The sequence below is a fragment of the Ottowia sp. oral taxon 894 genome, from assembly GCF_001262075.1.
Lineage (GTDB): Bacteria > Pseudomonadota > Gammaproteobacteria > Burkholderiales > Burkholderiaceae_C > Ottowia > Ottowia massiliensis.
Genome location: NZ_CP012073.1, coordinates 2,349,966 through 2,364,485, shown reverse-complemented (window position 1 = coordinate 2,364,485; position 14,520 = coordinate 2,349,966). Strand labels below are relative to the sequence as shown.

General features: G+C 63.8%; 12 protein-coding genes. 10 read left to right on the top strand and 2 right to left on the bottom strand.

Annotation, left to right across the window (positions count from 1 at the left end):
* Window positions 1-241 precede the first annotated feature (241 nt).
* The 10 genes from ADJ79_RS10400 to ADJ79_RS10355 all read left to right on the top strand — a co-directional run bounded on the left by ADJ79_RS10400 (window position 242) and on the right by ADJ79_RS10355 (window position 12,082).
* On the top strand, window positions 242-2,347 hold the full coding sequence (locus ADJ79_RS10400) for a ribonuclease catalytic domain-containing protein (RefSeq protein ID WP_050715902.1): 2,106 nt from the start codon (window positions 242-244) through the stop codon (window positions 2,345-2,347).
* 56 nt (window positions 2,348-2,403) lie between these two features.
* Window positions 2,404-3,276: an energy transducer TonB gene (locus ADJ79_RS10395; RefSeq protein ID WP_050715901.1), complete on the top strand. Its 873-nt coding sequence runs from the start codon at window positions 2,404-2,406 to the stop codon at window positions 3,274-3,276.
* A 459-nt stretch (window positions 3,277-3,735) separates the two neighbouring features.
* Window positions 3,736-5,652 (top strand): threonine--tRNA ligase, encoded by a 1,917-nt coding sequence (thrS, locus tag ADJ79_RS10390; RefSeq protein WP_050715900.1) that lies wholly within the window; start codon window positions 3,736-3,738, stop codon window positions 5,650-5,652.
* A gap of 44 nt (window positions 5,653-5,696) precedes the next feature.
* Window positions 5,697-6,314 carry a translation initiation factor IF-3 gene (gene infC / locus ADJ79_RS10385; protein WP_233199991.1) on the top strand — a complete coding sequence of 206 codons (618 nt, stop codon included), beginning with the start codon at window positions 5,697-5,699 and terminating at the stop codon, window positions 6,312-6,314.
* Between the two features lie 179 nt (window positions 6,315-6,493).
* Window positions 6,494-6,697 carry a 50S ribosomal protein L35 gene (rpmI, locus tag ADJ79_RS10380; protein ID WP_050715898.1) on the top strand — a complete coding sequence of 68 codons (204 nt, stop codon included), beginning with the start codon at window positions 6,494-6,496 and terminating at the stop codon, window positions 6,695-6,697.
* Between the two features lie 25 nt (window positions 6,698-6,722).
* Window positions 6,723-7,082 carry a 50S ribosomal protein L20 gene (gene rplT, locus ADJ79_RS10375; RefSeq protein WP_050715897.1) on the top strand — a complete coding sequence of 120 codons (360 nt, stop codon included), beginning with the start codon at window positions 6,723-6,725 and terminating at the stop codon, window positions 7,080-7,082.
* Between the two features lie 113 nt (window positions 7,083-7,195).
* Window positions 7,196-8,266, top strand: coding sequence for a phenylalanine--tRNA ligase subunit alpha (gene pheS, locus ADJ79_RS10370; protein ID WP_050715896.1), 1,071 nt, complete (start codon window positions 7,196-7,198; stop codon window positions 8,264-8,266).
* Between the two features lie 31 nt (window positions 8,267-8,297).
* Entirely contained in the window at window positions 8,298-8,942 is a 645-nt protein-coding gene (locus tag ADJ79_RS15585) for an FxLYD domain-containing protein (protein ID WP_216597117.1), read from the top strand.
* A gap of 25 nt (window positions 8,943-8,967) precedes the next feature.
* Entirely contained in the window at window positions 8,968-11,403 is a 2,436-nt protein-coding gene (pheT, locus tag ADJ79_RS10360) for a phenylalanine--tRNA ligase subunit beta (protein WP_050715894.1), read from the top strand.
* 355 nt (window positions 11,404-11,758) lie between these two features.
* On the top strand, window positions 11,759-12,082 hold the full coding sequence (locus ADJ79_RS10355; RefSeq protein WP_050715893.1) for an integration host factor subunit alpha: 324 nt from the start codon (window positions 11,759-11,761) through the stop codon (window positions 12,080-12,082).
* Window positions 12,083-12,883: 801 nt separating this feature from the next.
* Here ADJ79_RS10355 and ADJ79_RS10345 read toward each other — a convergent pair.
* Together ADJ79_RS10345 and ADJ79_RS10340 are read right to left on the bottom strand one after the other, a co-directional pair.
* Window positions 12,884-13,573: an ankyrin repeat domain-containing protein gene (locus ADJ79_RS10345; RefSeq protein ID WP_082203254.1), complete on the bottom strand. Its 690-nt coding sequence runs from the start codon at window positions 13,571-13,573 to the stop codon at window positions 12,884-12,886.
* Complete coding sequence (locus ADJ79_RS10340; RefSeq protein ID WP_050715891.1) at window positions 13,570-14,376, bottom strand: TatD family hydrolase; 807 nt, start codon at window positions 14,374-14,376, stop codon at window positions 13,570-13,572. Before ADJ79_RS10340 ends, ADJ79_RS10345 begins: the two co-directional genes overlap by 4 nt.
* Window positions 14,377-14,520 lie beyond the last annotated feature (144 nt).

The window sequence follows — 14,520 nt, the reverse complement described above, 5'->3', positions numbered from 1 at the left end:
CCCGTGGGCCTTGCACATCCTCCTCGCCGGGCTGCAATTGGGCAGCAAGACCCGCCAGCGGTTTGCGCCTTGCGGCCCATCACGATTTCGCACTTTTGCCTCTTGCAGCCAGGCCCAGAACAAACTCCGGATGCAGCGAAAAAAGCCCGGGGCGCAGACGCAAAAGCCGGCGGCGCCGGGCGCGGCTTCTTGGGCGCGCGCGCCTGCATCCTGGCAAGGCTCGATGTGACAATCCGCGCCCATGAATCTTTTGTTTGACGAAGCGGGCAAATTTCTTGCGGGCCGCATTCTTTCGGAGGCCGAGGCATCGGCGCAGGTGGAGCTGGACTCGGGCAAGCGGGTGAAAGTCAAGGCGGCCAATCAGCTTTTGCGTTTTGACAAACCCGCGCCCGCCGATTTGCTGGCGCAGGCGGGCGAAATGGCGGCGCAAGTGGAGCTGCCGCTGGCCTGGGAATTCGCGCCGGAAGACGAATTCGGCTTTGCCGCGCTGGCGGCCGATTACTTTGGCGGCGCGCCCGGCGCGGCAGAGCAGGCGGCCATGCTGATGGCGCTGCATGGCGCGCCGCACTACTTTCGCCGCGCGGGCAAGGGGCGTTTTCGCAAGGCCGCCGCCGACATCGTCGCGCAGGCGCTGGCGGCCATCGAAAAGAAAAAGCAGATTGCCGCGCAAGTGAGCGCCTGGGCGGCCGAGCTGGCGGCCGGGCGCTGTCCGGCGGAAATCGAAGCGCAGCTCTACAAAATCTTGTTCAAGCCCGACAAAAACGCGCCCGAATACAAGGCCGTGGTGGAAGCGGCGCGCGCCACGCAACTGGCCCCGCTGGAGCTGCTGAAGAACGCGGGCGCCATCGCCTCGGCCTACCAGTTTCACTGGCAGCGCTTTTTGTTCGAGCACTTTCCCAAAGGCACGCAATTTCCGCCGCAGGCGCTGGCCGCTGCGCTGGCGCCCGCAAATGACTTGCCGCTGGCTGGCGTGCAGGCGTATTCCATTGACGACTCGCAAACCACCGAAATTGACGACGCGCTCTCCGTCGAAGGACTGGGCAGCGGGCAAGTCACGCTGGGCATCCACATTGCCGCGCCGGCGCTGGCCCTTGCGCCCGGCGACGTGCTGGACGGCGTGGCGCGCGCGCGCCTGTCCACCGTTTACATGCCCGGCAACAAAATCACCATGCTGCCCGACAGCGTGGTCGCCGCCTGCACGCTGGACGCGGGCCAGGCCAGCCCGGCAGTCTCGCTCTACGTCACGCTGGACGAAGCCACGCTGGAAATCAAGCGCCACGAAACCCGGCTGGAGCGCGTGGCCGTGGCCGCCAATTTGCGGCATGACCGGCTGGACGGCCTGATCACCGAAGAATGGCTCACTGCTCCCGCCCAAACACAAGACAAACCACAGGACGAACAGCCGCCCGGGCTGCCCATGCCGCGCCAGACGCTGGCCTTCCTCTACCGCCTGGCGCTGCACCTGAAAGCCCAGCGCGAAGCCGTGCGCGGCAAGCCCGAAAACTTCAGCCGCCCCGACTACAACTTTGCGCTGGAAGGCACAGACGGCATGACCGCCCCTGCCCTGCCCACCGGCAGCGAGCGCGTGCGCATCACCCAGCGCCAGCGCGGCGCGCCGCTGGACTTGATCGTGGCCGAAGCCATGATCCTGGCCAACAGCACCTGGGGCCAGTGGCTGGCCAGCCTGGGCGTGCCCGCCATCTACCGCAGCCAGGCCAGCCTGGCGCCCGGCATCAAGGTGCGCATGGGCGTCAAGGCCCTGCCGCACGCGGGCATCGGCGTGCCCAGCTATGCGTGGAGCACCTCGCCGCTGCGCCGCTATGTCGATCTGGTGAACCAGTGGCAGCTCATCGCCTGCGCGCGCCACGGCGCCACCGCCGCGCTGGCCGCGCCTTTCAAACCCAAAGACGCGCAGCTGTTCGCCATCATCAGCGCCTTTGACGCCGCCTACACCGCCTACGCGCAAAACCAGGCCGCGATGGAGCGCTTCTGGACGCTGCAATACCTGCGCCAAAACGCCATCACCCACCTCACCGCCAGCGCCCTGCGCGAGCAGGCCGGCGGCGCGTGGCTGGTGCGCGCCGAAGAACTGCCGCTGACCCTGACCGTGATGGGCACCGGCGGCATGGCGCGCGGCTCGCTCGTGCGCGTGAAGCTCGGCCACATCGACGACATCGCGCTGGACGTCAGCGGCAGCGTGACCGAAGTGCTCAGCGCATCGCCCGCCAGCGCCCCGCCGGAAGCCGAAGACGAGGCCGAAGAAGCCGGCGCCGGCCCCATCGCCATTGCCGTTGATCTGGCCGATGGCGATGGCGAACCAGCCCCGGGCGTGGCTGCGGCAGGCTGAAAAAAGGCCGGAAAGCAGCGCGGCGGCCGCCGGTAACAAATGGATAATCCCGCCCCGTGAATCTCGACCGTCTCAAATCCCTCTCCACGCTGCAATGGGCGCTGATCGTCTCGGTGCTCATCCATGCCAGCCTGCTCACCATCCGCTTCGTCAATCCCGAAGGCTTCCGGCGCGTGTTCGAGGATTTGCCGCTGGAGGTCATCCTCGTCAATGCCCGTGGCGACGAAGCGCCCGCCAAGGCCCAGGCCATTGCCCAGGCCAACCTGGCCGGCGGCGGCGACAGCCCCCTGCCCGACGTGCGCGCCACCACCCCCCTGCCCCCTGCCTTGCAGGCCATACTGGGCGACGCCGCCACCGAAGAAGCCCAGCGCCAGATCGAATCCATGCGCGAGCAGCAAAACCGCCTGCTCGACCAGCTGCGAAAACAAGTGGCCGCGCTGCCCAAGCCTTCGCCCGACAAGCCCAAAAACGACCCCGACGTGATCGAGCAGGAAGAGCGCCGCAAGCACCTGTCGCAAATGCTGGCCGAAATCGAACGCGCGGTGAAAGAAGAAAACTCCCGCCCCAAAAAGCGCTTCATCAGCCCCGCCACACGCGAGGAGATGTACGCCCTTTATTACGACACCGTGCGCCGCAAGATCGAAGCGCGCGGCACCAGCAACTTTCCCGAGATCAATGGCCGCAAACTCTACGGCGAGCTGACCATGATGATCACCGTGAACCACGATGGCCGCGTGTTCGACACCGAAGTCGTCGAGTCTTCCGGCAGCCGCCACCTCGACCGTCTGGCCGAAGCCATCGCCCAGTCTTCCGGCCCCTTCGAGTCCTTCGGCCTGGCCATGCGCAACCGCGCCGACCAGCTCATCATGGTCTCGCGCTTTCGCTTCACGCGCGACGAACGCCTGCAAACACAGCTGCTGGGCAATTGACGGCCTGGCATGGCTGGTTTGCGAGCAGTCTGTCTTCCCAGCCTCATCGATCCGGGCAGCGGCAGAAAAATAGCTCATCTATTAATAGCGAACTCTTCAAGTTTCACTAGGACCTCAACGTTTTTTCATGCTTTCAATCTGCTTTTTTTCTAATAGCAAACAGCCGGCCAACTCCCCGCTCATGCCGCCGCCTGCCGCGAGGCGGCTAGAGCATTTCGCTATGCGGCGGTTTTAGAATCCGCTGCTTTCAAGCCCGCTTGGCTCCCCACATTCAACAAGGAACGGGAAAGGCACATCTGGTTATGACACCGCGAACCCGCCCGCACGCCATCTGCGCGGCCCTTGCATGCACGGGCCGCGAGAAACGCCGGTTCGCGCGCGCCTGAATCACTTGCCGAAACCCAAAAGCGCGGGCCTGCTGCCGCGCTTTTTTATTGCCCGAAAGAAAAGAGAACGCTCATGACCCACCCCGTCCGCATCACCCTTCCCGACGGCTCGCAACGCGAATATCCCGGCCCCGTCTCCGTGGCTGAAGTCGCCCAGTCCATCGGCCCCGGCCTGGCCCGCAACACGCTGGCAGGCCGCGTGGACGGCAAACTGGTGGACGCCTGCGACGTGATTGACCACGACGCCCGCCTGCAAATCATCACGCCCAAAGACAAAGACGGCGTGGACATCATCCGCCACTCCTGCGCGCACCTGGTCGGCCACGCCGTCAAGCAGCTTTATCCCACCGCCAAAATGGTGATTGGCCCGGTTATTGAAGAAGGCTTTTATTACGACATCGCCTACGAACGCCCATTCACGCCGGAAGACGTGGCCGCCATTGAAAAGCGCATGAAAGAGCTGATTGCGCAGGATTACGACGTGATCAAGAAAATGACGCCGCGCGCGGAAGTCATTCGCGTTTTTCAGTCACGCGGCGAAGATTACAAATTGCGCCTGATTGACGACATGCCCAATGAAAAGGCGATGGGCCTGTATTTTCATCAGGAATATGTGGACATGTGCCGTGGCCCGCACGTGCCCAATACCCGCTTTCTCAAGGCATTCAAATTAACCAAACTGGCAGGAGCCTACTGGCGCGGCGATGCCAAAAACGAACAATTGCAGCGCATTTACGGCACGGCCTGGGCCGATAAAAAAGACCTCGACGCTTATATCAAGCGCATGGAAGAGGCCGAAAAGCGCGACCACCGCCGGCTGGGGCGCGAGCTGGATTTGTTCCATATTGACGAGCACTCGCCCGGCACCGTGTTCTGGCACCCCAAAGGCTGGATCATCTGGCAGGAAGTGGAGCAATACATGCGCCGCATTTACCGCGAAAACGGCTATCAGGAAGTCAAAGGCCCGCAAATCCTGGACAAATCGCTCTGGGAAAAAACAGGGCACTGGGACAAATACCGGGAAAACATGTTCACCACCGAAAGCGAAAAGCGCGACTACGCGCTCAAGCCCATGAACTGCCCCGGCCACATCCTGATTTTCAAACAGGGCGTGAAAAGCTACCGCGATTTGCCGCTGCGCTACGGCGAATTCGGCGCTTGCCATCGCAACGAGCCTTCCGGCGGCCTGCACGGCATCATGCGCGTGCGCGCTTTCACGCAGGATGACGGGCACATTTTCTGCTCCGAAGACCAGATTCAGTCCGAAGTAACGGCCTTCACCACGCTGCTGCAAAAGGTTTACAGGGATTTTGGTTTCGACCACATCATCTACAAGCTCTCCACCCGCCCCGAAAAACGCATTGGCAGCGACGAAAGCTGGGACAAGGCTGAAAACGCGCTGGCCGAAGGACTGCGCGCCTCAGGCTGCGAATTCACTTATCTGCCTGGCGAAGGCGCTTTTTACGGCCCGAAAATCGAATACACGCTCAAAGACGCCATTGGCCGCGAATGGCAATGCGGCACGATCCAGGTCGATCCCAACCTGCCGGAGCGGCTGGACGCCGAATATGTGGGCGAAGACGGCGCGCGCCACCGCCCCATCATGCTGCATCGCGCCATTGTGGGCAGTCTGGAGCGTTTCATCGGCATTCTCATTGAACAGCACGCAGGCGCCATGCCCGTCTGGCTGGCGCCAGTGCAAGTGGTCGTCACCGGCATTACCGACGCGCAAGCCGATTACGTGGAATATGTGGCCGCCGCGCTGCGTGAGCGCGGTATTCGAGTGCAAACCGATCTCCGCAACGAAAAAATCACCTATAAAATACGCGAGCATTCGCTGCAAAAACCGCCCTTTATCCTCGTCGTCGGCGACAAGGAAAAAGAGGCCAAAACCGTGGCGGTGCGCGGCAGGGGCAATGCCGATCTGGGCGTCATGCCGCTGCAAGCTTTTGCCAGCCGCGTATTGCAGGACATTGCAGCAAAAAGCTGAATGCCTGCGCGCCGCCGCTTTTCATTCCTTTCATTTTTGAGGTAATCGCCATAGCTACCAACTTTCGTGACCGCCGCCAGCGCGAAGAACGCGCCCACCGGCTCAACCGTGAAATTACCGCGCCCGAAGTGCGCCTGAACGGCCCTGACAACGAGTCCCTGGGCATCTTTCCCCTGCAGGAAGCGCTGCGCATGGCGGGCGAGATGGATGTGGACCTGGTTGAAATCGCCGCAGCGGCCAGCCCGCCGGTCTGCCGCCTGATCGACTACGGCAAGTTCAAGTACCAGGAACAAAAGCGCGCCGCCGAAGCCAAGGCCCGGCAGACGGTCATCGAAATCAAGGAAGTCAAATTCCGCCCCGGCACGGACGATGGCGACTACAACATCAAGCTGCGCAACATCCGCCGCTTCCTGGGCGATGGCGACAAGGTGAAAGTGACCCTGCGTTTTCGCGGCCGCGAAATCACGCACCAGGATCTGGGGCTTGATCTGCTCAACCGCATTCGTGAAGACTTGGCGGATGTCATCCAGGTCGAGCAATTTCCCAAGCTCGAAGGCCGGCAGATGATCATGATGCTCGCCCCCGCGCGCAAGAAAGCCGGCGGCGCAGCCAAGGCCGCCGAAGCGCCTGCGCCCGCCCCTGCTGAAGCGGCGCAGAACTGAAAGCAATCGTAGATAATTGCGGGTTTTCCGGCGTTTGACCGCGCCGGAGAAAAGTGCAGCTTTCGCCTTGGGCCTGACGGCTTTGAGCGGCAGCCGCACACAAAAGTGGCTCGGGGCCATCAAGGGCGCGAAGGTCTTTGCGCACGCCTCACGAGCACAAGCCAGAAGGAGCATTTCAAATGCCCAAAATGAAAACCAAAAGCAGCGCGAAAAAGCGTTTTCGCGTTCGTCCCGGCGGTACCGTCAAACGCGGCCAGGCCTTCAAGCGCCACATCCTGACCAAGAAGACCACCAAGAACAAGCGGCAACTGCGCGGCGCAGTCAATGTGCATGAGGCCGATCTCGGCCAGATCGCACAAATGCTGCCCAAATGCGGCCTGTAATCACTGACGAACAAGGAGAAAACGAATGCCTCGCGTCAAACGTGGTGTGACGGCTCGCGCCCGTCATAAAAAAGTTCTTGCCCTGGCCAAGGGATACCGTGGCCGCCGTGGCAACGTCTATCGCATCGCCAAACAGGCGGTGATGAAGGCTGGCCAGTACGCTTACCGTGACCGCCGCAACAAAAAGCGCGTGTTCCGCCGCTTGTGGATTGCCCGCATCAACGCCGCCACGCGCGCGCTGGGCCTGACCTACAGCCAGTTCATCAACGGGCTGAACAAGGCCGGGCTGGGTCTGGATCGCAAGGTGCTGTCCGACATCGCCATTCACGACGAAGCGGCTTTTGCCCGCATCGTGGAGCAAGTCAAGGCCAAGCTGGCCGCCTGAAGCCTCGCGCACCAGGCCCCAGCGGCCTTTGCGCCACATGGCGTTTCAGGGATTGGGGGCCGCACGGCGCCCAATCCCTTTTTCATTTTTCCCTTCCCCCTCTGCCCTGCCCCATGAGCGCCCTGCCTGCCAGCAGCGAACTTGATGCCCTGGTGTCCGCTGCCACCGCCGCCTTTGCCCAAGCCCCCTCTCCGGCTGACCTGGAAAACGCCAAGGCGCAATTTCTGGGCAAGGCGGGCCGCGTCACCGCGCTGATGAAAGAGCTGGCCCAGCTCCCGCCTGAAGAAAAGAAAACGCGCGGCGCTGCCATCAACCAGGCCAAGCAGGCCATTGAAGCCGCGCTCACCGCGCGCCGCCAGGCATTGCAGGAAGCCGAGCTGCAACAGCACTTGCAGGCCGAGGCGCTGGATGTCACCCTGCCGGGCCGCCAGCGCGGCGCGGGCGGCCTGCACCCCGTCTCCCTCGCGTGGGAACGCATCGAGCAAATCTTCAGCAGCATGGGCTTCGATGTTGCCGACGGCCCCGAAATCGAAAACGACTGGTTCAACTTCACCGCGCTGGGCAATCCGCCCAACCACCCCGCCCGCTCCATGCAGGACACCTTCTATGTGGACATGAACGGCGAAGACGGCCAGCCCTACTGCCTGCGCACGCACACCAGCCCCATGCAGATTCGCTACGCATCGGCCGCCGCGCAGCGCCATGCTGCTGATCTGGCCGCAGGCCGCGTGCGTGAAATCCGCGTTATCGCCCCTGGCCGCACCTACCGCGTGGACAGCGACGCCACCCACTCCCCCATGTTTCACCAGGTTGAAGGCCTGTGGCTGGGCGAAAACGTCAGCTTCAAAGACCTCAAGGCCGTGTATCTGGATTTTTGCCGCGCCTTTTTTGAAACCGACCAGCTCGCCCTGCGCTTTCGCCCCAGCTATTTCCCCTTCACCGAACCCAGCGCCGAGATTGACATTCAATTTGCCGATGGCCCGCTGGCTGGCAAATGGCTGGAAGTTTCCGGCTCCGGCCAGGTGCATCCGCAAGTGGTGAAAAACATGGGGCTGGACCCTGAAACCCACATTGGCTTTGCCTTCGGCTCCGGCATTGACCGCCTGGCCATGCTGCGTTATGGCGTGAGTGATTTGCGCCAGTTTTTTGAAGGCGACGTGCGCTTTTTGAGGCAATTTGCCTGATGAATTGAATCGCCACCGCGAAAATTCTGCGATGTTCAAGCGATTTTTCCTCTCGTGCCTGCTGTTTCTCGCCTGCGCCAGCGTTTCGGCAAGCGAAGCGCCATCGCCTGCCGACCATTCCGATATCCGGTTTTCAGACATCGATTACAGCTACCACCCAGACTCGGAAGAAGAAAGCTGCTGCGGCACGCTCACCGTCCTGGGCAAAGCCACCAATACAGGCCGCCGGAAACTGGACCACGCGGTTTTTGAAGCCCGTTTTTTTGACGCCAGCGGCAAGCTGATTGACGCTTTCAATGATTCGACTTTCAGCCTCGGCCTTTTGCCGGGCCAGGAAATCATGGTGCGCATCAGCGATCAGGCGCGCTATGCCCCTGACCGTTACGCAAGCGCCCAGATTCGTCTGGCCTCAGGCGAATTTGAAAATGTGGAGCCGCCATCTGATTCAACCCGTCATTCAGGCATTCCGGCCATATTGATCCAGCTTTTCATGTCCTGGGGGCCGATACTGATGTTGATTGGCGTATGGCTATGGCTGATCAAACGATCCAATGCCTGCAATTATCAGAATCGGCTGATTGATCTGATGAAAGAGCAAAACCAGACGCTGGAGCGGCAGGCCGCCGCCATTGAAAAAATCGCGCAAATGCAAGAAACACAAAACCTGCGCAATTGAAATATCCGACATTGAGGCCCCGAAAATGCAATTCCCCGAATCCTGGCTGCGCGAGTTCTGCAACCCGCCGCTGAATACCGAGCAACTGGCTGACACCCTGACGATGGGCGGCTTTGAGGTGGAAGAAACCCGCCCGGCCGCACCGCCGTTCAGCCAGATCGTGGTGGCCGAAATCCAATCGGCGCAGCAGCACCCCAATGCCGACCGTCTGCGCGTGTGCCAGGTGAATGCGGGCGGCCAGCCGCTGCAAATCGTGTGCGGCGCGCCCAACGCGCGGGCGGGCATCAAAGTGCCGTGCGCGCTGGTGGGCGCCGAGCTGCCGCCGGGCGAAGATGGCAAGCCCTTTCGCATCAAGCTGGGCAAGCTGCGCGGCGTTGAAAGCCACGGCATGCTGTGCTCCGCCAGCGAGCTGGGCATTTCGCAGGAAGGCGCGGGCCTGCTGGAGCTGCCCGCCGACGCGCCCGTGGGCCAGAGCCTGCGCGAATACCTCCGGCTGGATGACACGCTGCTCACCCTCAAGCTCACGCCCAATCTGGGCCACGCGCTGAGCGTGCATGGCATGGCGCGCGAGCTGGCCGCGCTGGCCGATGCGCCGCTCAAAAGCTGGAGCGAGGGCCTGGCCGCCGTGCCCGCCACGGTGGACGACGCGCTGCCCGTCACCATTGAAGCGCCTGATTTGTGCGGCCGCTTTTCAGGCCGCGTCATTCGTGGGCTGAACACACAGGCCGCCACGCCCGCGTGGATGGTCGAGCGCCTGGCCCGCTGCGGGCAGCGCAGCGTCTCGGCGCTGGTCGATATTTCCAACTACGTGATGTTTGAAACCGGCCAGCCCTCGCACATTTTTGACCTCGCCCAAATTCACGGCGGCCTGCATGTGCGCTGGGGCCGCGCGGGCGAATCGCTCAAGCTGCTCAATGGCGCCACCGTGGCGCTGGACGAAACCGTGGGCGTCGTGGCCGACGGACGCCAGGTCCAGTCGCTGGCCGCCATCATGGGCGGCGAAGCCACGGCCGTTTCTGGCAGCACGCAAGACGTGTATGTGGAAGCCGCCTTCTGGTGGCCCGATGCCATTGCGGGCCGCTCACGCCGCTTCAACTTCGCCACCGACGCAGGCCACCGCTTCGAGCGCGGCGTCGATCCCGCGCAAACCACGCGCGTCATCGAGCGCATCACCCGCCTCATTCTGGACATCTGCGGCACGCCGCAAACGCAAGCAGGCCCCGTCACCGACCAGCAGGCCGGCCTGCCGCAGCCTGCTCCCATCACCTTGCGCGTGGCGCGCGCGGCCAAAGTCATCGGCGTGCCGCTCACGCAAGCGCAGTGCGCCAGCATCTTCCGCCGCCTGGGCATGGCCTTCACGGAAGGCGAAGGCCAAATCACCGTCACCCCGCCCAGCTGGCGCTTTGACTTGCGCATCGAGGCCGACCTCATCGAAGAAATCGCCCGCCTGACTGGCTACAACACCCTGCCTGACACGCCGCCCGTTGCGCCCATCCGCTCCAGCGCGCGCGCCGAAACGCGCCGCAGCCCCTTCGCCCTGCGCCATCAGCTGGCGGGGCTGGGCTATCTGGAAACCATCAACTACAGCTTTGTGCAAGAAAGCTGGGAGCGCGATCTGGCGGGCAACGCCGACCCCATCCGCCTGCTCAACCCCATTGCCAGCCAGATGAGCGTCATGCGCTCCAGCCTCATCGGCTCGCTGCTGCAAGCGCTCAAGTACAACGCCGACCGCCGCGCCGAGCGCGTGCGCGTGTTTGAAATAGGCCGCGTCTTCACGCGCGACGCCAGCGTGCCCGGCAGCGCGGCCAGCGTGCGCGGCGTGCGCCAGCCCGTGCGCGTGGCGGGCCTGGTGTGCGGCCCCGCCGCCATCCAGGGCTGGCAAGGCAAACAGCCCGCCGCTGACTTTTACGACGTTAAGGGCGACGTGCAAGCCCTGCTCGCCCCCCGCCAGCCCGTATTTGAAGCCGCCAGCCACCCTGCCCTGCACCCGGGCCGCTGCGCCCGCGTGCTGCTGCAAGGCCAGCCCATCGGCTTTCTGGGCGAGCTACACCCGCGCTGGCGCCAGCAGTGGGAGCTGCCGCAAGCGCCCATGCTCTTTGAGCTGGACCTGGAAGCCGTTTTGCAGCACCCGCTGCCCCGCGCCAGCGCCCTGCCCCGCCAGCTCTCCAGCGAGCGCGACCTGGCCATCGTCGTGCCCGAAGCCGTCACCCACGCCGCGCTCATGCAGGCCATTCACGCCGCGCCCACGCAAGGGCTGCTCAAGGCCGCCGTGCTGTTTGACATCTACCGCCCCAAGAGCGGCCAAAGCGCCAGCGGCGTCAATGCTGGCGAAAAAAGCCTGGCCGTGCGCCTGACCCTGGGCGACGATCAGGCCCCGCTGACCGACGAAAAACTCGACGCCGCCGTCGCCGCCATCCTCATCCGTCTGGAAAAAGACCTGGGCGCGCGGCTGCGGGCCTGAGAGCCTGCCCAAAGTCTGTTCGTGCGTGCAGAAAGCGCGGCCTCGGGCGCCCTGCGGCCTGGCCCATCCTCGCCGGGCAGCAAACGGACAGCAAGGCCCGTCTGCGCCTTGCCGCCCACTCCCATCCGCAGCCCCTCACGGCCAGACTCTGAACGGTTCTGAAAGCGCGCCCGCCAGGCTCTGGTCAAGCTATTTTGCTCTTGAATCAGTAGCATGATGTCCTAGTGGAAACTGCGCGAAAGCCGTTTTGACACCCCTTTAATCCGCTCCTCTTTCTGATATAGCCTCATCCGCCCGCTTCGCGCAAGCTGGCAACATCCAGCCTTCCTCAAGCCCCGCCCCGCCAAAGCCGCCCATGCCAGAACAAACCGCCCACACCCTCACCAAAGCCGAACTGGCCGATGCGCTATTCGAGCAAATCGGCCTGACCAAGCGCGAGTCCAAACAAGCCGTGGACGTCTTTTTCGCCCTCATCAGCGAACGCCTCGCCGCAGGCGAAGAAGTCAAGCTCACCGGCTTTGGCAACTTCAACACCCGCATGAAGGCCCCCCGCCCGGGGCGCAACCTGCACACGGGCGAAACCGTGCCCATCGCCGCCCGCCGCGTGGTCACCTTCCACGCCAGCCAGCGCCTGAAAGAAGCGGTGCAACAGGCTCAGAGCAGCGACGGCGGGCGCTAAAGCGTCTGTCCGCAGCCCGGCCGTGGGCGCTAAAGCGCAGTCTTGCAAATCCTCGGCCGGCTGCAAACAAGCGCAAAGGCTCCGCCTGCGGCTTGTGCCGCTCATTCCAATCCGCTCTTTCGCCCCTCGCGGCCAGACTCTGGGCAGGTTCCCGGTTTTTCGGCCCGAAGAAGAAATTTGCCGCAGCCCCGCCGTCAATCAAAAAGCCGCTGCCGCTGATGCAGCCGCCGTTCGGCCCCACGGTGAATTCGGCCAGCGGGCTGAAGACGATGCCGGAGCTGAGAACCTGTTCCCGGCCTGTCCGTGAAGGCAGAAAGCGCAAACGAACCTTGAACAGGTTCCAGACCGGCCGGGGCGCAGCACGGTGCAGTCCAGGCCGCAGGCTTCACCACGGCGGCAGAGTCGCGCCAAGAATCAAGATCAAGCACGCTGCGGCAGGGCAGGCCAGGCGCTTCGCCGCAGGCAGATGATGCCCATTGAGCTGATGAAGAAGCGCCGCTTCCGCTCCCCCTGGCTCTGCCGGATCACACGCCCGCGCTGGCAAGGAAAGGGCGAAGACGAAAGGCTACGGAAGAAGAGAATCAGCTCCTCAATTGATAGCATGATGTCCTAGTGGAACGTGCGCAAAAGCCATTTTTATGCCCCTGAATTCGCTCCGCTTTTTGAGAACGAAGCGCCCATGCTGGCAGCCAGGGAAAGCCGGCTGGCCGCTCGTCAAACCCCGGAGCCAAGTTCTGAAAACCCGTTCGCAACCAAGCCGCAAGCTGGTTTCGCGGGCTTGGCTGGCGCAGGCGCAGCCCGTCACCACTGGCCGCGTTGCGCGGGCGGGGTGCTTTGCTTTTTCACTTTTTGCAAGATGGCGCGCGCGTCGGGGCGTTCGTAACGGCGGGCAAAGTCCAGGGCTGTCATGCCTTTCTGGTTGCGCAGCTGCGCATCCGCGCCTGCCTTGAGCAGGCGCTGCACGGCCTCGGGGCTGCCGTAGCCGGCGGCCATCATCAGCGGCGTGGTGCCGTTGGGCGAGGGGGCGTTGAGGTCGGCGTGGTGTTCCAGCAGCAGCTCCAGCATGGGCATGTGGCCGCTGGATGCGGCGTAGTGCAGCGGCGTCCAGCCGGTTTTGTTCACGGCCGCGCCTTGCGCGATCAGGCGGCGGGCCACGTCAAGCTGGCCTTTGAGCGCGGCCATCATCAGCGGGGTTTCGCCGCTGGCGTTTGGTTCGTCGGGCCGCAGGCGGGGCGAGGCCATGAGCGCGTCAGCCGCTTTCATGGACTCTTCCTGCAAGGCCACGAACAGGCCGGGGCGGCCGCGCTCGTCGCGCGTGTTGGGGTCCATGCCCTGCGCCAGCAGCTCGCGCATGGCGCTGGCGTTGTCGGATTTGATGGCGCGGAAGAATTCGCCGGGGCTTTGCGCCAGGGCGCTGGCGGCAAAGGCGGAAAACGCGAAAAAGGCCGCCAGGGCGGCGGCGCGGGCAAGGGCAGGCAGGTGTTTGGTCATGACTGGGCGGCTTTGGTGAAAAGACGGCTGAAATTGTCGCTGGTGATGCGGGCGATGTGTTCCACGCTCTGGCCGCGCAGCTCGGCCAGGCGCGCAGCCACCAGCGGCACCCAAGCGGGCGAGTTGGTTTTGCCGCGATGCGGCGCGGGGGCCAGGTAGGGGCTGTCGGTTTCAATCAGCAGGCGGTCATCGGGCACGTAGCGGGCGCTTTCGTGCACGTCATGCGCGTTTTTGAACGTGACGATGCCGGAAAAAGACACGCAGTAGCCCAGCTCCAGCGCGGCGCGGGCCACTTCGCGGTTTTCGGTGAAGCAGTGAAACACGCCGCCGGCACGCTGCGGGCCGGCTTCGCCTTCTTCGCGCAAGATGGCCAGCGTGTCATCGGCTGCGGCGCGGGTGTGTATGACCAGCGGCAGCCGCGCGGCCTGCGCGGCGCGGATGTGGGTGCGAAAGCGATCGCGCTGCCACTGAAGCTGCGCCACGCTGCGCCCGCCCTTGCGCTCGGCCAGCTGGTAGTAGTCCAGCCCCGTTTCGCCCACGGCCACCACGCGCGGCAAGGCGGCGGCGGCCAGCAGGTCGGCCACGGCAGGCTCTTGCACGCCTTCGCTGTCAGGGTGCACGCCCACGCTGGCCCAGATGTGCGGATGCGCCGCCGCCAGCGCCCGCACGGCGGGAAATTCCTCCATCGTGGTGCTGATGCACAGCGCGCGCGTGACTTGCGCGGCCTGCATGGCCGCCAGCACGTCCGGCAGGCGCTGCGCCAGTTCGGGGAAGTTGAGATGACAGTGTGAGTCGGTAAACATGGTTCAGGTCTCAGCGGAGAACGCCGCGTTCATGCGGCGATTGTGCTGCGCCGCTGGCCGGGCTGGCGCCTTCCGTGGCGCTTTCCGTGCGCCTTCCCGCAAGGTTGCCGCTCAATAACCGTTTCATTGACCAGAATAGGTAAA

What these genes read in the sequence shown, in the direction of transcription:
- ADJ79_RS10400 (WP_050715902.1), top strand. Translation starts at nt 242, where the DNA reads ATGAATCTTTTGTTTGACGAAGCGGGCAAATTTCTTGCGGGCCGCATT.
- thrS (WP_050715900.1), top strand. Translation starts at nt 3,736, where the DNA reads ATGACCCACCCCGTCCGCATCACCCTTCCCGACGGCTCGCAACGCGAA.
- rpmI (WP_050715898.1), top strand. Translation starts at nt 6,494, where the DNA reads ATGCCCAAAATGAAAACCAAAAGCAGCGCGAAAAAGCGTTTTCGCGTT.
- rplT (WP_050715897.1), top strand. Translation starts at nt 6,723, where the DNA reads ATGCCTCGCGTCAAACGTGGTGTGACGGCTCGCGCCCGTCATAAAAAA.
- pheS (WP_050715896.1), top strand. Translation starts at nt 7,196, where the DNA reads ATGAGCGCCCTGCCTGCCAGCAGCGAACTTGATGCCCTGGTGTCCGCT.
- ADJ79_RS15585 (WP_216597117.1), top strand. Translation starts at nt 8,298, where the DNA reads ATGTTCAAGCGATTTTTCCTCTCGTGCCTGCTGTTTCTCGCCTGCGCC.
- pheT (WP_050715894.1), top strand. Translation starts at nt 8,968, where the DNA reads ATGCAATTCCCCGAATCCTGGCTGCGCGAGTTCTGCAACCCGCCGCTG.
- ADJ79_RS10355 (WP_050715893.1), top strand. Translation starts at nt 11,759, where the DNA reads ATGCCAGAACAAACCGCCCACACCCTCACCAAAGCCGAACTGGCCGAT.
- ADJ79_RS10345 (WP_082203254.1), bottom strand. Translation starts at nt 13,573, where the DNA reads ATGACCAAACACCTGCCTGCCCTTGCCCGCGCCGCCGCCCTGGCGGCC.
- ADJ79_RS10340 (WP_050715891.1), bottom strand. Translation starts at nt 14,376, where the DNA reads ATGTTTACCGACTCACACTGTCATCTCAACTTCCCCGAACTGGCGCAG.